A 17,846-nucleotide genomic window follows, 5' to 3' on the forward strand; every position below is an offset into this window, starting at 1 on the left:
GTTTGATTATCGTTGGTTACCTAAAGGAGTTCGGACGATGCGAATCAGCAGGCGCGGTATCATGGCAGGGGGCGCTGCGGTCGTCGCGGCAGCGGTTCCGGTGTCGCGCGCACTGGCGGCGGGGCGTCCGCCGATCGTCAACAGCATCGCGCTCGAAAAGGGCCGCGTGTGGATCGCCGCGCTGATCGAAGGCAAGGGGCCGCATTTCTTCCTGATCGACACCGGCAGCGCGCTGAGCTTCATAACCGATGACTTCGCCAAGTCGATCGGACTGGAAAAGACCAAGGGCCAGCCGCGCTACGGGATCGGCGGCGGCGTCAGCGATTATGGCTGGTACATCGCCAAGGAAGTCCGGCTGGCCAGCGGGACGCGCTTTGCCGACATGGTCTTCGCCGGCGCGCGCTCGATCGATGGCGAGGGCGTCGGCGGCTTTGGCTCGGGCATGTTCACCAGCTATGACAGCGACTTCGACTTCGTGAAGGGCGAGTGGCGGGTCTATCCCGACGGGCGGGGCGACTTTGCCGGGCTGAAGAAGCTCCCGTCGCATTTCACCAAGGAACGGATCGCGCCGCGGATCGAAATCGACGTGTCGATCGACGGCTTCGCGACCGAATTGGTGCTCGATACCGGCGCGTCGATGGATGCGCTGCTGTCGGGCCGCGCGGCGGCGCGCAGCGGGTTGTGGGACGACAGCAAGCCCTATGCCCCGACCCAGGCCAAGGGGTTCGGGCGCGAGGGCATCCCGTCGCGCTATGTGCGCGGCACGACGCTGAGCGTGGGCGAGTTCACGTTCGAGCGCCCGCTGGTCATGGTCAACGCGCCGGGCACGGTTTCCCGCCAGAATGGCCTGCTGGGGCTGGGCGTCCTCCAGCGGCTGAATCTAACGACCCAGGCGTCGAGCGGGACGGTGTGGGCGGCGCGCAACGGCGTGACCAAGGGATGGAATAGCTACCCATTGTCGGGGCTGTGGCTGGACCAGCGCAAGGACGGCGGCGCGACGATCGCCGATGTCGGCACCGGGAGCCCCGCGGCGGCGGCGGGGCTGAAAAAGGGCGATGTGGTCACCGGCGCCTTCCCCGAACTGCTCCGCGCGATCGCGGGCGGGCCGGGCAAGCAGGTGACGCTGACCGTCGCGAGCGGCGGCGGCGCGCCGCGCGCGGTGCAATATACGCTGGCGCCCTGGCTATAGGGCGGGGCGCTCGCGGTCAGGGGCGGGGGTGTCGCATTGCACCGTCGTCACCCTCACCCTTCCGCGGCTTCGCCGCTCCCTCCCTCTCCCAACGGGAGAGGGAAGGGGCCCGCCGCCGAAGGCGGTGGGAAGGGTGAGGGCGACGCGCTCAGATCTGCGGTCAGGCCGGGCGGAGCAGGGTCAGCCGGGCCTTGCCGTGGACGCGGGTGGCGTCGGCGACATAGCCCGCGATGTCGAGTTCCTCGGCCTTGGCCGTCTCGATGCTGATCCAGGTCGCGGGGCCGACCCAGCCGAGCCGTCCCAGCTTGTCGAGCGCGACGGCGCCCGCGCCGGTGCCATAGGGCGGGTCCATCAGGATGACGTCGAGCGGCTTGGGCGCCGCGCCGAGCGCCAGCACCGAGGTCGGGCGGACATCGGCGCCGGTCGCGCCCAGCTTGGCGATATTGGCCTTGAGCGCGTCGATCGCGGCGCGGTCCTGCTCGACGAACAGGCAGGTCGCGGCACCGCGCGACAATGCTTCCAGCCCCAGCGCGCCCGACCCGGCGAACAGATCGGCGACGGCGAGCCCCTCGAAACTGCCCAGCCGGCTGGTGAGCATCGAGAACAGCGCCTCGCGCATGCGATCCGCCGTGGGGCGCGTGACCTCGCCCTTTGGCGCGATGAGCGGACGGCCGCGCCAGGTGCCGGAGATGATGCGCATTATTTACGGGTCCGGGTTGGGCGGGGAGGACGCGCGGGGCGCCCGCGACCATCGGCGGGACCGCCGCTGCGCGGCTTGCCGCCGGGTTTCGGCTTGGGGCCGGTGCCGGGCGGACCGCTTCGCGGGGGACGCGTCGTGCGCGGACGATCGGCGATCTCGCCGGCGCGCGGCTCCAGCGTATCGCGGTGCGCGCGGGCGCGGGCAGCGCGGGCGGGCTTGGCGACGTCGCCGGCGGTCTCGCGCGGGGCATAGGGCTTGGCGCCGGGGGTCTGGCGCGGCGTGAACTGCGGCGCGCGGGGCGTACGCTCGGGACGCGCCGCCTCGCGCTGGTCGGGCCGGGTGCGGGGCGCGGCGGCGGGGCCGTCGCGGCGCGGGCGATCATCCCCAGGCCGAACCGGGCGCGCGCGGACGCCGGGGCCAGGGGCGTCGCGGCGAGGCTGTGGCGCGTCCCGGCGAGGCTGATCGGCGTCCCTGCGGGGCTGGGGCGCATCACGGCGGGGCCGTTCGCTGTCGCGGGGAGGCCGTTCGGTTCCTGGCGGCAGGGTGCGGCCACGCCCGCGCGCGGCGCCGGGGGGCGGGCCTTCCTCCCGAGGACGCTCGGCCACGGGTGCGGGGCGGGGGCGCGGGGCGGCGGGTGCCGCAGGCCGCGAGCGCGGACGCTCGGGCTCGACGGCATTGGCGCGGGCGCGCTGCGGCGCGTCGGAGTCGGCACGTGGGCGCGGCTCGGCCACGCGGGCACGGACCGAGAATTGCAGGTTCGACGCCGCCTTGCCGCCGCCCGGCTTCGCCAGCACGGTGCGGAAGGTGGTGAGGTCGCTCTGGCGGATCTCGTCGACATCGCCCGGCGGCAGGTCGCCCAGGTAGAAGGGGCCATAGCGGGTGCGGATCAGCCGGCTGACCTGGAGCCCGAGATGTTCGAGCACGCGCCGCACTTCGCGGTTCTTGCCCTCGGTCAGCGTCATTTCGATCCACAGGTTCGCGCCCGTGCGCCGTTCGATATTGGCGTTGATCGATCCGTAGCGCACGCCCTCGATCTCGATGCCGAGCATCAGGTCTTCGAGCTGCTCCTGGCTGACCTGGCCGTAAGCGCGGGCGCGATAGCTGCGCTCGACTCCGACCGAGGGCAGTTCGAGCGCGCGCTTCAGCTCGCCATCGGTGGTGAGGAGCAACAGCCCCTCGGTGTTCAGGTCGAGCCGGCCGACGGGCATGACGCGCGGGAGGCCCGGCGGCAGATTGTCGTAGATCGTCGGGCGCCCGGTAAAGTCGCGCTCCGCCGTCAGCAGCCCGGCGGGCTTGTGATAGCGGAACAGCCGGGCCGGGGCCGGGGCCGCGACCGGATCGCCGTCGACGGTCACGCCGTCGAGCGAGGCCAGCAACGTCGCCGGGGTATCTAGAGGGACGCCGTTCAGGGCGATACGCCCCTCGGCAATCATGCGCTCGATCTCACGACGCGACGCGATTCCGGCACGGGCGAGCAGCTTTGCGATGCGCTGGGTTTCGGGGGGGCTGGTTGGGGACACTCGCGCGATATAGCGATAATGTCGGGTCGAGCAAAAAATATTGCGGCGCTGAAAGGGTTTTCGCGCGTTACGGAGGTGTCGGGGGGCGTTTCTGCGCTGCCCCGGGTGAAGGCGGGGCTTATGTTGTTCGGTAAGAAGAAGCGTCTGATCGAGCGGGTCTTGATCGTGGAGGACGAACCTTTGGTTGCGTTCGATACCGAGCATTTCCTGGGGGCCGAGGGTTTTCAGATCGTGGCGACGGTCGATTCGGTCGTCGATGCGCTGGCCGCGATCGGCAGCGGCGCCGCGATCGAGCTTGTGCTGGTCGACGTCAACCTGTCCGACGGAAGCGGGGTCGATGTCGCCCGTGCGGCGCATGCCGCGGGCATCCAGGTGTTGTTCGTGACGGGCAATTGCCCGGGCGAGGCGAAGTCGCTGGCGGCGGGATGCCTGTCCAAACCCTATTCGCCGCGCGACCTGCTGGCCGCGATCGGCGCAATCGAGGCAGTGACCGGCGGGATGGACCCGAAGCGGCTGCCGACCGGATTCAGCCTGTTCCGCTCGGCGGCGTAGCGATCAGCGGAGCAGCACCACCGCGATAATCGCCGCCCAGAAGATCGACGACAGCCCCAGCGCGATGAGGAGTCCCATCATCGGGGGAAGACGTTCCGGCGGCGCGCCCGCGGACTGGGCGTGGATCGGGTGGTGCGGACGACGGAGCGGCATGGCGGGCGATCCTGTTGAGCTTGCTCCTTTATAGCCCACCCGCGGGCGCGGCGGCATTGGGGGAAACCCCGATCCGCATTCCCCCGAGGGTGCGCGCCCGCGCGCGTCGGGCGCCCTCCGGCGTACCCCTGTGCGACGCGCCGCATACGCACACCGCCGGGCGCATTCATGGCTATCCTTCCCCCAGCTTTTCGCTAGTTTCCACGCCATTGAAGCGAGGGTGCAAGGTTGAGCGACAGACTAAAGGGGTGGGCGCTGCTGCGCGCTGCGTTGCGCAATCGCAAGACGGGCGCGATGCTCGTGCTGGGTTTTGCATCGGGGCTGCCGTTCGTGCTGCTGATCGGGACGCTCAACGCGTGGCTGGGCGAGCTCAAGGTGAGCCTGGCGACGATCGGCGTGCTGTCGTGGATCGGGCTGGCCTATGCCTTCAAATTCCTGTGGTCGCCGGTGGTCGACCGACTGCGCCTGCCGCTGCTCGGGCGGCTAGGGCGGCGGCGATCGTGGCTGGTGCTGTGCCAGGGCGCGCTGGCGGCGTTGCTGTGGATGCTCGCCGCGACCGATCCCGTGACGGCGATCGGCAGCTTCGCCGTGCTGGCGGTGATCGCGGCGTTCCTTTCGGCGACGCAGGACGTGGTGATCGACGCCTGGCGGATCGAAGTCGCCGACGAAGCCGCGACGGTCGAGCTGCTCTCGGCGATCTACCAGCTCGGCAACCGGTTCGCGGCGCTCACCGGGGGGGCGCTCGCGCTGGTGCTGGCGGCGCGGGTGAGCTGGCCGACGGTCTATGTCGGGTTCGGCTTCGTGATGCTCGCGGCACTCGCGATGACGCTGTTCATCCCCGAGGCGAAGCGCGATGCCGCCGACGAAACCTCGCCGCTGGCGGGGCATTCGGTGCCCGCGCGGCAACAGCGCGGGATCGCGCTGGGGATCGTGGCGCTGTGCTGGACCTGGGCGATCTTCATGCTCGGCAGCTTCATGGTAGCGGCGCTCACGCCCCCCGCGCCAGGCGCGACCGCACCGTCCGCCGGGGCGTTCACCCAGACCTGGGGGCCGTGGATCATCGTCGCCACGGTGATCCTGCCCGCAATGGTTGCGGGATGGACCAACCGGCTGCCGCGCGCGGCCGGTGCGGAGCCGGGCGCGGGCGCACTCCAGGCCTTTGCCAATCATAGCTATCGCGCGCTGATCCTGCCGCTGGCCGAGATCGTCCAGCGGCTGCGCTGGGGCGCGTTGCTCGTGCTCGCGGTGATCCTGCTCTATCGCATCGCCGACTCGATCTGGGCGCCGTTCGCCTTTCCCTTCTATCTCGGCGAGCTGCGCTATTCGAACGACGAAGTCGCGTTCGCGTCGAAGATATTCGGGGTGGTGATGACGATCGTCGGGGTTGCGCTGGGCGGGGTGATGCTCGCGGCATGGGGGCGGATGCCGACGCTGCTGGTCGGCGGGATCGTCGCGGCGATCTCGAACCTGCTCTATGCCGACCTCGCGCTGGGCGGGGCGGGGATCGACGGGTTCAGCCATTTGCTGATGCTGCACCAGACGGGGGTGGAGCCGCGGATGCTGCGGCTGATGGTCGCGATCTCGGGCGAGAACATCGCCGGCGGGCTCGCGGGGACGGCGTTCGTCGCCTATATTTCCTCGATCACCGCGCGCGAATATAGCGCGGTCCAATATGCCCTGCTCTCGTCGATGACCTTCCTGGTCGGGGCGCTGGGCCGCGCCGCGACGGGCGAGGCGATCGAGCAGTTCGGCTATGCCAGCATCTTCTTCCTGACCGCCGGGCTGGGCGGCGTGGCGGTGGTGCTGGTGCTCGCCGAATGGTGGCGCGAGGCGGCGTCGGCGCGGGCGGTGGCGGACCGGGTGCGTGCCGAGGAAGCTGCGGCCTGATGCATTACCTGCTCGTCATCGGGTTGCAGGTCCTCTGCATCGTCCATCTGATGCGCAACAGCCGCAACCCGCTGTGGCTGAGTGCGTTGATCTTCCTGCCTGTCGTGAGCGCGCTCGCCTATTTCGTGGTCGAGATCCTGCCGACAATGGGGAGTAACCGCCATGTCCGCACCGCCCGTGCCGTCGCCGTCGCAAAGCTCGATCCCGAGCGCGACCTTCGCGCGGCGCGCGATGCGCTCGACCTCGCCGATACCGCGGGCAACCGGCTTCGTGTCGCCGAAGCGCTCGCCGCGCTGGGGCGGCATGCCGAGGCCGTGCCCCTGTACCGCGAGAGCATCAGCATGACCGCGGGCGACCCCGACGTGCCCACCCAGGTCAAGCTCGCCGCATCCTTGTTCGACCTGGGGCAGGGGGCCGAGGCGCTCGCGCTGCTCGACAGTTTGGAGGAAGCCTCGGGACAGAGCGAGCGTGACCGCCGCGCGCTGCTCCGCGCTCGGGCACTCGACCATCAGGGGCGCAAGGACGAGGCGCTGGCGCTCTATGCCGATATCGTGACGCGGATGCCGGGCGAGGAGGCGCGGTGCCGCTATGCCGCGCTGCTGATCGAGCAGGGCTGGGACCGCAAGGCGCTGAAAGTGCTGGAAGAAGTCGAGGCGCGGATGAAGCGGCTCGACCGGCAGCAGCGTGCCGCCGATGCGGGCATGTATCGCTGGGCGACCGAGGCGCTCGCGGGGTTGCGCGCGCGCGGGGTTTCGGCATGAAGCGCTGGATCGCGCTTGCGGCGGTGGTCATGGCCGCGCTGGCCGCGTGGTTCTGGTTCTCGCCGCAGGTCACGCTGTGGCAGCTCAAGCGCGCAGCAGACGCCGGCGATGTCGCCGCGCTGTCGGCGCATATCGATTATCCCGCGTTGCGCGAAAGCGTGAAGGGCGAGGTGCGCGGCAAGCTCGACGCGCGCGGCGGCGGGCTGGAGGCGCTGGCCGGGGCGCTCGTCGAGCGGCTCGGCGATCCGCTGGTCGATGCGATGGTGACGCCGCAGGGAATGCGGATGGTCTTCGCAAGCGCGACCACGCCTCGCGCCGACGGCACCCGCCAGGGCCCGCCGCTGGGGATGAAGGCCGAGGCGATGCGCATTCGCCGCGAGTCGCTGTCTCAGTTCGCGCTCGTCGACCCCGCGCGGCCGGGCGCCGAACTGATGTTCGGCTATCGCGGCCTGGGGTGGAAGCTGGTGGGCGTCCGCCTGCCCTAGCTGTCCTCCCGGCCCTCTAGCGGAAGCGCGAGGTCGGCAAAGGCGTTGGCGAGCGCGTGCGCGGTGAGCGCGACCCCCGTCGCGTCGCGCACCCCGAGCAGGTCGGCGAGCAGCATCCCCGCGCTGCCCGGATTGGTCCGCACCCGCGCCAATATGTCGAGCAGGATCGCCTCTGATCCCGTCATCCGCGCGCAGCACCACGGTGCGATCTGGATCGGCCCGGCGGCCACCGCCGACATCTCCGCCATCAGCGCGCGGAGCAGCACCAGCGGACGCTGGAACCCCCGCCCGAACGCCGTGACAAAGGCGTGCGCGGCGCAGGCGTCGTTCAGCCCGTGCGCGCCCATCTGGCGAATTCCGAACAGCACCAGCCGGGCGGCGGGATCATCGGGTTGCAGCGCCGGAAGCGCGGCGGACAGGGTATTGGTAGCGGACATGCTCTCGACTCCCGCGGTTGCGATCCGCCGAGTGTCACCAGTTCGCTATTGCAAGTCAATCGCAATAAAGCGGTCAGTCGGGCAGTTCGTCGTTCGCCTGGAGTACCGTGCCGGCCAGATAGAGCGAGCCGAGGACGAGCAGCCGCACCGGCCCCGGTCCACCCAGTGTCGCCGCCTGGCGCACCGCTGCGGATACATCGGGCGCGGTCGCGACCTGCGGAATCCCGATCGCGGTCGCGTGCGCCGCGATCGCCTCGGGCGCGTGATGCTCATGCCCCGGCACCGGCACCGCGATCAGTCCCTCGGCAAGCGCCGCGAACGGGCCGAGCAATCCCGCCATATCCTTGTTCGCGAGCATGCCCAGCACCAGCCATACGCGCGCGCCGCGAAGCTGTTCGGCCAGCGCCGCGCTCACGGCGGCAGCGGCGGCTTCGTTATGCCCCCCGTCGAGCCAGATCGTGCTCCCCTCGGGAAGCAGGCCGGTCAGCGGACCCGGCGCCAGCCGCTGCATCCGCGCCGGCCAGCGCGCCCCGCGCGACGCCGCCTGGAGCGCGGCGAGCGGCAGCGACAGCGCGCGCTGGTGGCGCAGCATCGCGATGGCGAGCGCGAGATTGGTGCGTTGATGCTTGCCCACCAAAGCGGGTGCAGGCGCGGCGACCATCCCCTGCGCGTCGCGATAGGCGATGCCGTCATGCAGTTCGGCGAGCGACCACTCCTGCGCCTTGCGGTACAGCGGGGCACCCGCGGCGGCGGCGACATCCGCGATCCGCGCCGCTACCGGCTCGGGGTATTGCAGCGTCACCAGCGGCACGCCACGCTTGGCGATCCCCGCCTTCTCGCCGGCAATGTCGAGGAGCGTATCGCCGAGGAACGACTGGTGGTCGATGCCCAGCTGCGCGATTCCCGTCACCGCGGGCGCCGGAATGACGTTGGTCGCGTCGAGCCGCCCGCCCAGTCCGACTTCGATGATGCAGGCATCCGCCGGGGTCCGCGCAAAGGCGAGGAACGCGGCGGCGGTGGTGACTTCGAAAAAGCTTGCGCCGATATCGCCGCCCGCATCGAGCACTTCGGCGAGCAAAGGCGCCAGCGCGGCATCCTCGATCAGGCGACCGGCGATCCGGATACGCTCGTTGAAGCGCACCAGATGCGGGCTCGAATAGACATGCGCGGTCAGCCCCGCCGCCTCGATCGCGGCACGCAGGAACGCACAGGTCGATCCCTTGCCGTTGGTCCCCGCGACATGGAACACCGGGGGCAGGCGCAGATGCGGATCGCCGACGCGCGCGAGCAACCGGGTGATGCGCTCCAGCCCGAGAATGTCGGCACCCGGCGACAGCGCGGCCAGCCGGTCGAGCTGGCGCTGTACCGCGGGATCGGTGGAAACGGCGAAATCAGCCACTACGCCCTCTCCCCGCTTGCGGGGAGAGGGTCGGGGAGAGGGGCCTGGAGGGAGGGCGTTGCGCATGCCCCTCTCCCCGACCCTCTCCCCTGAAGGGGAGAGGGAGCAGGTTTCACGCCGCCAAAGTCCCCGGACACAACAGCCCGATCACCCGGCCCAGCACTTCGCGCAGATCCTTGCGGTGCTCGACGCGGTCGACCAGCCCGTGCTCGCGATAATATTCGCTCGTCTGGAAATCGTCGGGCAGCTTCTCGCGGATCGTGTTCTCGATCACGCGGCGCCCGGTGAACGCCAGCGTCGCGCGCGGCTCGGCGATCTGGATGTCGCCCAGCATCGCATAGGCCGCCATCACCCCGCCCGAGGTCGGATCGGTCAGCACGACGATATAGGGCAGCCCGGCATCGTGGAGCATTTCGATCGCGACGGTCGTCCGCGGCATCTGCATCAGGCTGAGAATGCCCTCCTGCATCCGCGCACCGCCCGATGCGGTGAAGACGATATACGGCGCCCGCGCGCCGATCGCCGCCTCGACCCCCGCGATGAATGCCTCGCCCACGGCCTGGCCCATCGATCCGCCCATGAACGCGAAGTCCTGGACGCCGATCACGGCGCGGTGCCCCAGGATCGTGCCCGACGCATTGAGGAACGCATCGCTTTCGCCCGTCGCGGCGCGCGCCGCCTTCAGCCGGGCAGGATAGGGCTTCTGGTCGCGGAACTTGAGCGGGTCGTCGAGCGTGCGCGGGCTTTGCAGGACGGTGTAGCTGCCCTGGTCGAACAGATAGCGAAAGCGCAGTGCCGGCCCGATGCGCTCATGATGGTCGCAATGCGGGCAGACATATTGATTGTCTTCCAGCTCCTTGGTGAACACCATCGTCCCGCATCCCTTGCACTTGTGCCAGAGATTGTCGGGGGTTTCCTTGCGCGGGGCGAGCGCGAGGACGTTGCGGACGCGGCTGATCCAGCTCATGCGGGTTCCTTGGCGGCGCAGATCGCCGTCTTTAGCGATTGGATATAGGCGCGCACCGGCTCGGGCGCAGCGGCGCCGTGCTGCGCGATCAGTTCGACGATCGCCGATCCGACGACGACGCCGTCCGCGACGCGCGCGATCGACGCGGCCTGTTCGGGGGTGCGCACGCCGAAGCCGACCGCGATCGGCAGCGCGGTCGATGCCTTGAGCCGCGCCACGGCCTCCTCGATCGACGCCTGCGCCGCCTGTTGCAGCCCGGTGATTCCCGCGACCGACACATAATAGAGGAAGCCCGATGCGCCCTCCAGCACGGCGGGCAGCCGCGCGGCATCGGTGGTGGGAGTGGCGAGGCGGATCACGTCGAGGCCCTGCGCGCCGAACGGGGCGAGCGTGTCGGCTTCCTCGGGCGGGATGTCGACGCAGATGATGCCGTCAACGCCCGCCGCCTGCGCGCGCTCGGCGAAAATCTGCGGGTCGGGGCGCGTCATCGTGTTGGCATAGCCCATCAGCACCAGCGGCACCTGCGGATGCCGCGCGCGGAACGCCGTGGCGAGGGCGAACACATCGGCGGTGCGCGTGCCGAGCGCGAGGCTGCGCAGGTTCGCCGCCTGGATCGCGGGGCCGTCCGCCATCGGATCGGTAAAGGGCATGCCCAGTTCGATCACATCGGCACCCCCCGCGACGAGCGCGTCGAGGATCGCAGGCGTGGGGCCGTCGCCCGCAGTGACGAAGGTGACGAGCGCGGCGCGGCGCTGGGCGGCGGCAGCGGCGAAGGCGGAGGAGAGGCGAGTCATCGCGCGGACTCCTGCGGCGCCGATGCCCCGGCCACACCCGTCACCCCGGCGAAAGCCGGGGCCTCAGGCCGCAGCAGGACTCCCCGCCCGAGATCCCGGCTTTCGCCGGGAAGACGGCAATGCGCCACGCTCATATCGCCACCCCCAGCGCGTCCGCCACCGTGAAGATGTCCTTGTCGCCGCGCCCGCACAGATTCGCCAGCACCACCTTGTCGCGCGGCATTTCGCGGGCGACCTTGGCCACTGCCGCAATCGCGTGCGAAGGCTCCAGCGCGGGGATGATTCCCTCGGTGCGGCACAGCAACTGGAAGGCGTCGAGCGCCTCGGTGTCGGTGACCGACGTATATTCGACACGCCCGATGTCGCGCAGCCAGGCGTGTTCGGGTCCGATCCCCGGATAGTCGAGCCCCGCCGAGATCGAATGCGCCTCGGTGATCTGGCCGTCTTCGTCCTGGAGCAGATAGGTGCGGTTGCCGTGCAGGATGCCCGGCTCGCCCCCGGCGAGGCTCGCGGCATGGCGCTTGTCCAGCCCTTCGCCCGCTGCCTCGACGCCGAGCATCTTGACGTCGGCGTCGTCGAGGAACGGGTGGAACAGCCCGATCGCGTTGCTGCCCCCGCCGATCGCCGCGACGAGCAGGTCGGGCAGCTTGCCGGTGCGCGCGAGCATCTGGGCGCGGGCTTCCTTGCCGATCACCGACTGGAAATCGCGGACCAGCTCGGGATAGGGGTGCGGACCCGCCGCGGTGCCGATGATGTAGAACGTGTCATGGACATTCGCGACCCAGTCGCGCAGCCCTTCGTTCATCGCATCCTTCAGCGTCGCGGCGCCGCTCGTCACCGGGATCACTTCGGCGCCGAGCAGCTTCATGCGGAACACATTGGGCTGCTGCCGCGCCACGTCGGTCGCGCCCATATAGATGACGCAAGGGAGGCCGAAGCGTGCGCAGACGGTAGCGGTCGCCACGCCGTGCTGCCCCGCGCCGGTCTCCGCGATGATCCGCGTCTTGCCCATCCGCATCGCCAGCAGGATCTGGCCGATGCAATTGTTGATCTTGTGCGCGCCGGTATGGTTCAGCTCGTCGCGCTTGAACCACACCTCCGCCCCCATACCCTCGGGCGCCGACGCGCGCAGCGCCTCGGTCAGCCGCTCGGCATAATAAAGCGGGCTGGGGCGCCCGACATAATGTTCGAGCAGGTCGTCGAACTGCGCCTTGAACGCGGGGTCGGCCTGCGCGGCGCGATAATGGCGCTCGAGGTCGAGGACGAGGGGCATCAGCGTCTCGGCGACGAAGCGTCCGCCGAACTGGCCGAAATGGCCGCGTTCGTCGGGCTGGGCACGATAGCTGTTGGGCAGGGTCTGGGATTCGCTCATGATCGCTTCCGTCTCTCGATTAGGGGGCTGTTCGCGTCGACAATCGTCGTCAGGCGATCAGCGCCATCGCGCTACGATGCGGTCGGGAGTCTGGGGCAGCGTCAGCATTGCGCCACCGCTTTAAGGAATGCGGCGATCTTGTCCACATCCTTGGTGCCCGGCGCGCTTTCGACGCCCGAGGAAATGTCCACGAGCGGGGCGCCGGTGATGCGGACGGCTTCGGCGACGCTGGTCGAATCGAGACCGCCCGACAGTGCCCAGGGCATGGCCAGGCGATGCCCGCGCAGCAATTCCCAGTCGAAGCGCAACCCCATGCCCCCGGGCAGCGCCGCGCCCTCGGGGGTCTTGGCGTCGTAGAGGATGCGATCGGCGGCCCCGGCAAAGGCGGCTGCGGCGTTCAGATCGGCGCGGGTCTTCACCGCGATCGCCACCCATACCGGCACGCGCGCCCGGATCGCCGCCGCGCGCTCGGGCGTGGTCTTGTGGAGCTGTACCGCGTCGAGCCGCCCGGCGGCGATCGCCGCGTCGAGCAGCGCGTCGTCGGGGTTCACGAACACCCCGACCTTGGCAACATGCCCCGGCACCTGCGCCGCCAGCGCCGCCGCCTGCTCGAAGCCGAGGTTGCGCGGGGAGGGCGGGAAGAACACGAAGCCGACATGGCTCGCGCCGCCCGCGACGGCGGCATCGAGCGTTTCGGGCGTGGACAGGCCACAGATTTTTGCGGTTGTCGGCATGGCCCCGCCCATAGGCGCTACCGCAGCGGCTTGGCCAGCACCGTCATGTAGAGCGGCGGATCGACCGGTACGGGAAAGTCGCGCGTCTCGCCGGTGCGGACATAGCCGCGCCGCTCGTAATAGGCGATCAGCTCGACGCGGCGATCGATCACCGTCATCTCGATCATGGTCGCGCCGAACGCCGTGCGCGCCGTCTCCTCCGCCGCCGCGATCAACTGGCGCCCGAGCCCGCCGGCCTGCCGCATCGGCTCGATGCACAGCAGCCCGAGATAGGCGCGCCCGCCGCCGCGATCGCTGACCTGGACGCAGCCGAGGATCGCGTTGTCCTCCACCGCGATGAGCAGCCGTTCGGCGGGATCGGCGAGGATCGCGACGAGCGCCCCGGCGTCGGTGCGCGTGTCGTCGAGCAGATCGGCCTCGTGCGTCCAGCCCTGCCGCGCGCTGTCGCCGCGATAGGCGCGCTCGATGACCGGGTGGAGCGCGGGGAGGTCGGCGGGAGTGGCGGGGCGGAGGGTGAGGGGCATGGGTTTCCGCTTATTGATGTGCGGTCACCCTCACCCTTCCGGCGCTTCGCGCCTCCTTCCCTGTCCCCTTGGGAGAGGGAGGGACCCGCTGCCGAAGGCAGTGGGAGGGTGAGGGTGCGCCGATGGCTATCCTACAGCGTCGCCTCGATCGCGCGTGCGGCCTGGTCGGGGTCGGCGGCCTGGGTGATCGGGCGGCCGATGACGAGGATCGACGCGCCCGAATCGAGCGCCTTGCGCGGCGTCACCACGCGCTTCTGGTCGCCGACCGCGCCGTCTGCCGGGCGCACGCCCGGAACCACGAAGAACCCATGCGGCCACAGCTTCTTGGCCGCCGCGACTTCTTCGCCCGAACAGACGATCCCGTCGACGCCCGCCGATTTTGCGAGCTCGGTCAGCCGCAGCACCTGTTCGTGCGGATCGCCGGACAGGCCGATCGACACCAGGTCGCTGTCGTCGAGGCTGGTCAGCATCGTCACCGCGACGACCTTGGTGCCCTGCGGCGCCGCCGCCTTGGCGTCTTCCAGCATCGCGCGGCCCCCCGCAGCGTGGACCGTGATGATCGCCGGCTCCAGCGGGCGCAGCGCTTGTACTGCCTTAGCCACGGTATTCGGGATGTCGTGGAATTTCAGGTCGAGGAAGATCGGCAGGCCGATCTCGGCCATTTCATGGACGCCGTGGCGGCCATTGGCCATGAAGAACTCGAGCCCCAGCTTGATCCCGCCGACATGGTGATGGACGCGCGTCGCCAGCGCCTTGGCTTTTTCGAGGTCGGGGGTGTCGAGCGCGACGAAGATACGCGAACTCATACGTGCGAATCCCCCAGCAGCGGCAGCCCGGCGGTCTCGGGGCCCGCGCCCGCCGGCGGGTTGACCGCGCGCAGATCGGCGAGCGCACGCTCCAGCCCCGCAAAACGCTGTCGCATCCGCCAGCGCAGCGCCTGATACGCGACCAAAGCCGGCAACAGCCCCGCGAGGAAGACCAGCAGCAGCAGCAACGGCAGGCTGAAATCGGCGACCAGCCCGCTCCACAAATGGATGCTCACGCGCTCGCTGCCGTTATAGATGACGAAGCCCGCGGCGAGGCCGCCCAGCAGCAGCCAGAACAGAACTTTCAGAAACCGCATCCCGTTCCCCTTGTGGCTGGACAGCGGGCGACTCTAGGACGAGCCGCCGCGATATTCCAGTGTCAGCGGTTGTTTGGAAATGCGCCATGGCGCATTTGGCGGCACCAGCCCGCTCCCCCGCCCGGCCACCCGACGACAGCATTCTAGGGGTGGCCGGGCGGGGGAGCGGGCTGGTGCCGCCTCGAAATTCGCTCTTTCGCGAATTTCCAAACAGCTCTCACCCGATTTCGCTGCGCAGCTCGGCGAACAGCCCCGGAATCGCCGCCAGCCGCGGTTCCTCCTCGTCGAGGATCGCGAGGAACGCGTCGCGCTTGATCGCCGCGGTGCGCGCGGCATCGGGCCGCGCCTCGGGCGGGAGTGTCGACAGCGTGATGTCGATCAGCCGTTCGGCGCCGTGCAGCCGGCCCCAGAGATAGTCGTTCTCGCGATAGGCGCGGCTGAAGAACGCGCCGAAGCTGTTGAACTGAATACCTTTCAGCGTCGCCTCCGCCCCGCCGCTGCGGATCGAGCTCGCGTCATCGGGGGCGATGCGATCGACGCGGATCGGGTCGAATTCGTCGAGCCCCTCGCCCTGGAGCAGCGGCAGCGTCGCAATGTCGAAAAACGGGAACCCCAGATGCGCGAGCAGCATCGGGCGGCGAAGCTCCCGCGACAATTGGCTGAATCCCTCGGACAGCCGCACGTCGGTCGCCGCGTCGAGCGCCTTGAGGTTCATCCGCCCGGCCACGCGGTCCAGCAGCGGCCCGGCATCGTCGGTCATCTGCCGCACTTCGTCGCGCAGATCGGCAAAGGTGTCCGATCGCTTGAGCTCGAGATAGGCGGCGAGCGATTCGTAGATCGCCTCGCGCATCGGCATCAATTCGGCATGGCTGGCGGGCAAGTCGATCTCGGTCAGCCGCCGCGCGAGCAGCCGCAGCCGGCGGATGCGAAAGCCCAAATCGTGCGCGCGGAGAAACTCCAGCGTCTGGGGCGCCGCGCCGTTGGATATCGTCGCGCCGAAGCGATCGGCGCCGCGCGCCTGGACGACATGCGCGATGGCATCGCGGATTTCGCGCAACCGCTCCGGTCCCCTGCTGTCGGCGATCGCATAGAGCAGCCGCGCGGTTCGCTCGATCGCGCCCTCCACCTTGAGCAGGCCATAAGCGGTATGGCCATAGCCGGCCTTGGCCGCCGCGGCGATCTGCGCGCGCCGGCGCCAGGTCGCGAGCCGCTTGGGCGTTGGATAGTCGAGCCACAGCGTATAGCCGAACAGCGCCTCGACCTGCGTCTCCACTTCGGCGCGGATCTCGGCGACGATCGCCAGCATCCGCTCGATCCGCGCCGATCGCTCGGCAATCGCCTCCAGATTGTCGCGAATCGGCTGTTCGCGCGGCAGTTCGGAAAGCGATCCGATGATCGTCTCGAAAAAGCCCGGCGTCCCCTGCGGGCTGCCATAGAAATCGAAGCGGAAGCTGGGGAAGGGATCGATGAACACGAAGCGCCGGTCGACCTGTCGACGCGCCGGGCGCTCGCGCAGCGCCTCCATCGCGGGGCGGAACGGCGCGTTGGCGAGGACCGATCCGTCGATCAGCACGGCCTTCTCGGCGCCGTTGTCCGCCCATTGCTGGGGCAGGGCATGCGCGAGGAAGCTGTCGCGCGAGGGCCAGGCATCGCCGCGCTCGGCGAGCAGTTCGTCCATCTCCGCCACGGTGAATGGCGGGAAGGCGCCCGGAAAGCTCGACGTCGCCCGCGCCGCAAAGGCGAGGTCGGCGGGTTCGGCGAACGACTCCCCCGCCGCGCCATGATCGCTGAACCCGAAGACCAGCCGATGCTCGTTCTCGGTGACTTCGGGCGGCGAATTGAGCCGCAGCACCTCGGGGTGCCCGCGAAAATCGGTGACGGTGATGAACAGGTCGAGCGGCTGGCCGGCCGGCAGCAGCCTTTTGCCCGAAGGCCCGCGCGCCATCGCGGCAAAGGCGTCGAGCAGCGTGTTGAGCAGCCGCTTTCCCCCGAACGGCGGCTCGAACCAGCGCGAGCGCACGAACCGCTCGAGCTTGAGCCGCACTTCCTCGCGCGCGCCGGCCTCGACGGTCTCGTCGATCGACTTGCTGCGATTGGCGACCATCCATGCGATCGGCGTCGCCCACATCTTGGCGAAGCGGTGTTGCGGTCCCTGCGCGGGGTCGATCAGCGCATCGACATCGGCATATTCCATCCACAAAGCGGTGAGCGGGTCGAGCGACTGGCCGGTGGCGATCGCCTGCGCGAGGAACACCGCGTTGATCCCGCCCGCGCTGGCCCCCGACACGATATCGACCAGCACGCGCAGGTGCAGGCCCTCGCTCTCGCGCACCGCGTCGAGCAGCGCGCGGTACACGCCCTGGCTTCCCCCCAGCGGCGCATCGCCGTCGCGCGCACCCCGGCTGGCGCAGGCGAGGTGCCAGATCTCCTTGGTGATGCCGTGCATGTAGACGGCAAGGCTGATCCCGCCATAGCAGACGAGCGCGAGCCGCAGTTCCTTTTCGCGCGCCGCGGTCATCCGGTCGGCTGGAGCGTCGCCCAGACGGGCAGATGGTCCGACGCGGTCCGCGCGCTCGGGCTGTCATGCGCGCCCGCGTCGAGGATGCGCAGCTCGGGGGACGCCATGATCCGGTCCAGCCGCGCCATCGGGCGGCGCGCGTGGAAGCTCTTGCCGGTCTCGGCGAAATGGAAATGCTGGGCGAAATCGCGCAGGCATCCGCTCTGCGCGCTCCATTCGTTGAGGTCGCCCATCAGCACGGTCGGCGGCTGGGTGGTGCTCGCCTGAAGATGGGTGATGATCGCATGCGCCTGCCGCCGTCGCCATAGCCCCGACAAGTCGAGGTGCATCCCCACGACGCGCAGGACCTGCCCGCGGATCACGACATCCGCCATCACCGCGCCGCGCGGCTCCAGCGTCGGCAGGTGGATCGCCTCGCAATCGACGATGCGCGCATCCTTGCGCACCAGCAACGCGTTGCCATGCCACCCCATCGATCGCGCGCGCATCCCGAACGGCACCGATTGCCAGTCCGAATGCTCGGCCAGAAGCCGCCCGGTAAGCACCGCCTCGCGCAACCCGAAGCGGCGATCGGCCTCCTGCAACGCGATGACATCGGCGTCGATCTCGCGCAACACCTCCAGCGTCCGCTCGGGGAGGCGGCGGCGATCGGTACCGATCGACTTGCGCATATTGTAACTGGCGACCTTGATCATCGGCGGGCCTTATCGTGCGCCATCGGGCAACGGCGC

At 69.7% G+C, this 17,846-nt stretch carries 19 protein-coding genes; 5 read left to right on the forward strand and 14 right to left on the reverse strand.

The annotated features are described in order from the left end of the window. Positions 1-37 precede the first annotated feature (37 nt). The gene (locus TS85_RS06885; protein WP_044331250.1) at positions 38-1,189 is read left to right on the forward strand and encodes an aspartyl protease family protein; all 1,152 of its coding nucleotides are present in this window, start codon (positions 38-40) and stop codon (positions 1,187-1,189) included. Positions 1,190-1,349: 160 nt separating this feature from the next. Here TS85_RS06885 and rsmD read toward each other — a convergent pair whose 3' ends face one another. Both rsmD and TS85_RS25840 read right to left on the reverse strand, forming a co-directional pair. After that, positions 1,350-1,889: a 16S rRNA (guanine(966)-N(2))-methyltransferase RsmD gene (rsmD, locus tag TS85_RS06890; RefSeq protein ID WP_044331254.1), complete on the reverse strand. Its 540-nt coding sequence runs from the start codon at positions 1,887-1,889 to the stop codon at positions 1,350-1,352. Continuing rightward, complete coding sequence (locus TS85_RS25840; protein ID WP_044331255.1) at positions 1,889-3,409, reverse strand: pseudouridine synthase; 1,521 nt, start codon at positions 3,407-3,409, stop codon at positions 1,889-1,891. The genes rsmD and TS85_RS25840 overlap by 1 nt, the downstream gene beginning before the upstream one ends. 120 nt (positions 3,410-3,529) lie before the next feature. Between TS85_RS25840 and TS85_RS06900 the strand changes: the two genes are divergently transcribed. Further along, positions 3,530-3,961 (forward strand): response regulator, encoded by a 432-nt coding sequence (locus TS85_RS06900; protein WP_044331256.1) that lies wholly within the window; start codon positions 3,530-3,532, stop codon positions 3,959-3,961. Positions 3,962-3,964: 3 nt separating this feature from the next. On the opposite strand, the gene TS85_RS25295 is transcribed toward TS85_RS06900, so the two are convergent. After that, complete coding sequence (locus TS85_RS25295) at positions 3,965-4,114, reverse strand: hypothetical protein (RefSeq protein WP_155006331.1); 150 nt, start codon at positions 4,112-4,114, stop codon at positions 3,965-3,967. 228 nt (positions 4,115-4,342) lie between these two features. On the opposite strand from TS85_RS25295, the gene TS85_RS06905 reads away from it, so the two are divergent. The 3 genes from TS85_RS06905 to TS85_RS24035 are packed head-to-tail and all read left to right on the forward strand — an operon-like array spanning position 4,343 to position 7,247. Further along, on the forward strand, positions 4,343-6,001 hold the full coding sequence (locus TS85_RS06905) for an AmpG family muropeptide MFS transporter (RefSeq protein WP_044331257.1): 1,659 nt from the start codon (positions 4,343-4,345) through the stop codon (positions 5,999-6,001). Continuing rightward, entirely contained in the window at positions 6,001-6,762 is a 762-nt protein-coding gene (locus tag TS85_RS06910) for a tetratricopeptide repeat protein (RefSeq protein WP_155006332.1), read from the forward strand. The genes TS85_RS06905 and TS85_RS06910 overlap by 1 nt, the downstream gene beginning before the upstream one ends. Continuing rightward, on the forward strand, positions 6,759-7,247 hold the full coding sequence (locus TS85_RS24035) for a DUF2939 domain-containing protein (RefSeq protein ID WP_052507792.1): 489 nt from the start codon (positions 6,759-6,761) through the stop codon (positions 7,245-7,247). Before TS85_RS06910 ends, TS85_RS24035 begins: the two co-directional genes overlap by 4 nt. Here the strand turns inward: TS85_RS24035 and TS85_RS06920 are convergent. The 11 genes from TS85_RS06920 to TS85_RS06970 form a co-directional block, all read right to left on the reverse strand. Beyond that, positions 7,244-7,684, reverse strand: coding sequence for a DUF6628 family protein (locus TS85_RS06920; protein ID WP_044331258.1), 441 nt, complete (start codon positions 7,682-7,684; stop codon positions 7,244-7,246). The two genes, TS85_RS24035 and TS85_RS06920, sit on opposite strands and share 4 nt — an antisense overlap. Positions 7,685-7,757: 73 nt before the next feature. Then, positions 7,758-9,083 carry a bifunctional folylpolyglutamate synthase/dihydrofolate synthase gene (locus TS85_RS06925; protein ID WP_044331260.1) on the reverse strand — a complete coding sequence of 442 codons (1,326 nt, stop codon included), beginning with the start codon at positions 9,081-9,083 and terminating at the stop codon, positions 7,758-7,760. Between the two features lie 112 nt (positions 9,084-9,195). Beyond that, on the reverse strand, positions 9,196-10,050 hold the full coding sequence (gene accD / locus TS85_RS06930) for an acetyl-CoA carboxylase, carboxyltransferase subunit beta (protein ID WP_044331261.1): 855 nt from the start codon (positions 10,048-10,050) through the stop codon (positions 9,196-9,198). Continuing rightward, on the reverse strand, positions 10,047-10,844 hold the full coding sequence (gene trpA, locus TS85_RS06935) for a tryptophan synthase subunit alpha (protein ID WP_044331262.1): 798 nt from the start codon (positions 10,842-10,844) through the stop codon (positions 10,047-10,049). Before trpA ends, accD begins: the two co-directional genes overlap by 4 nt. A gap of 130 nt (positions 10,845-10,974) precedes the next feature. Further along, positions 10,975-12,216 carry a tryptophan synthase subunit beta gene (gene trpB / locus TS85_RS06940; RefSeq protein WP_044331263.1) on the reverse strand — a complete coding sequence of 414 codons (1,242 nt, stop codon included), beginning with the start codon at positions 12,214-12,216 and terminating at the stop codon, positions 10,975-10,977. A gap of 101 nt (positions 12,217-12,317) precedes the next feature. Then, complete coding sequence (locus tag TS85_RS06945; protein WP_044336010.1) at positions 12,318-12,950, reverse strand: phosphoribosylanthranilate isomerase; 633 nt, start codon at positions 12,948-12,950, stop codon at positions 12,318-12,320. A 17-nt stretch (positions 12,951-12,967) separates the two neighbouring features. After that, positions 12,968-13,474 (reverse strand): GNAT family N-acetyltransferase, encoded by a 507-nt coding sequence (locus TS85_RS06950; protein WP_044331264.1) that lies wholly within the window; start codon positions 13,472-13,474, stop codon positions 12,968-12,970. A gap of 131 nt (positions 13,475-13,605) precedes the next feature. Next, positions 13,606-14,280: an orotidine-5'-phosphate decarboxylase gene (pyrF, locus tag TS85_RS06955; protein WP_044331266.1), complete on the reverse strand. Its 675-nt coding sequence runs from the start codon at positions 14,278-14,280 to the stop codon at positions 13,606-13,608. Further along, complete coding sequence (locus tag TS85_RS06960) at positions 14,277-14,597, reverse strand: lipopolysaccharide assembly protein LapA domain-containing protein (protein ID WP_044331267.1); 321 nt, start codon at positions 14,595-14,597, stop codon at positions 14,277-14,279. The genes pyrF and TS85_RS06960 overlap by 4 nt, the downstream gene beginning before the upstream one ends. A 217-nt stretch (positions 14,598-14,814) precedes the next feature. Then, positions 14,815-17,115: a patatin-like protein gene (locus TS85_RS06965; RefSeq protein WP_044331268.1), complete on the reverse strand. Its 2,301-nt coding sequence runs from the start codon at positions 17,113-17,115 to the stop codon at positions 14,815-14,817. After that, on the reverse strand, positions 17,112-17,810 hold the full coding sequence (locus tag TS85_RS06970; protein ID WP_044331269.1) for an endonuclease/exonuclease/phosphatase family protein: 699 nt from the start codon (positions 17,808-17,810) through the stop codon (positions 17,112-17,114). Before TS85_RS06970 ends, TS85_RS06965 begins: the two co-directional genes overlap by 4 nt. Positions 17,811-17,846: the final 36 nt, after the last annotated feature.

Source organism: Sphingomonas hengshuiensis, from assembly GCF_000935025.1.
Lineage (GTDB): Bacteria > Pseudomonadota > Alphaproteobacteria > Sphingomonadales > Sphingomonadaceae > Sphingomonas > Sphingomonas hengshuiensis.

What these genes read in the sequence shown, in the direction of transcription:
- TS85_RS06885 (WP_044331250.1), top strand. Translation starts at nt 38, where the DNA reads ATGCGAATCAGCAGGCGCGGTATCATGGCAGGGGGCGCTGCGGTCGTC.
- rsmD (WP_044331254.1), bottom strand. Translation starts at nt 1,889, where the DNA reads ATGCGCATCATCTCCGGCACCTGGCGCGGCCGTCCGCTCATCGCGCCA.
- TS85_RS06900 (WP_044331256.1), top strand. Translation starts at nt 3,530, where the DNA reads ATGTTGTTCGGTAAGAAGAAGCGTCTGATCGAGCGGGTCTTGATCGTG.
- TS85_RS25295 (WP_155006331.1), bottom strand. Translation starts at nt 4,114, where the DNA reads ATGCCGCTCCGTCGTCCGCACCACCCGATCCACGCCCAGTCCGCGGGC.
- TS85_RS06910 (WP_155006332.1), top strand. Translation starts at nt 6,001, where the DNA reads ATGCATTACCTGCTCGTCATCGGGTTGCAGGTCCTCTGCATCGTCCAT.
- TS85_RS24035 (WP_052507792.1), top strand. Translation starts at nt 6,759, where the DNA reads ATGAAGCGCTGGATCGCGCTTGCGGCGGTGGTCATGGCCGCGCTGGCC.
- TS85_RS06920 (WP_044331258.1), bottom strand. Translation starts at nt 7,684, where the DNA reads ATGTCCGCTACCAATACCCTGTCCGCCGCGCTTCCGGCGCTGCAACCC.
- accD (WP_044331261.1), bottom strand. Translation starts at nt 10,050, where the DNA reads ATGAGCTGGATCAGCCGCGTCCGCAACGTCCTCGCGCTCGCCCCGCGC.
- trpA (WP_044331262.1), bottom strand. Translation starts at nt 10,844, where the DNA reads ATGACTCGCCTCTCCTCCGCCTTCGCCGCTGCCGCCGCCCAGCGCCGC.
- trpB (WP_044331263.1), bottom strand. Translation starts at nt 12,216, where the DNA reads ATGAGCGAATCCCAGACCCTGCCCAACAGCTATCGTGCCCAGCCCGAC.
- TS85_RS06945 (WP_044336010.1), bottom strand. Translation starts at nt 12,950, where the DNA reads ATGCCGACAACCGCAAAAATCTGTGGCCTGTCCACGCCCGAAACGCTC.
- TS85_RS06950 (WP_044331264.1), bottom strand. Translation starts at nt 13,474, where the DNA reads ATGCCCCTCACCCTCCGCCCCGCCACTCCCGCCGACCTCCCCGCGCTC.
- pyrF (WP_044331266.1), bottom strand. Translation starts at nt 14,280, where the DNA reads ATGAGTTCGCGTATCTTCGTCGCGCTCGACACCCCCGACCTCGAAAAA.
- TS85_RS06960 (WP_044331267.1), bottom strand. Translation starts at nt 14,597, where the DNA reads ATGCGGTTTCTGAAAGTTCTGTTCTGGCTGCTGCTGGGCGGCCTCGCC.
- TS85_RS06965 (WP_044331268.1), bottom strand. Translation starts at nt 17,115, where the DNA reads ATGACCGCGGCGCGCGAAAAGGAACTGCGGCTCGCGCTCGTCTGCTAT.
- TS85_RS06970 (WP_044331269.1), bottom strand. Translation starts at nt 17,810, where the DNA reads ATGATCAAGGTCGCCAGTTACAATATGCGCAAGTCGATCGGTACCGAT.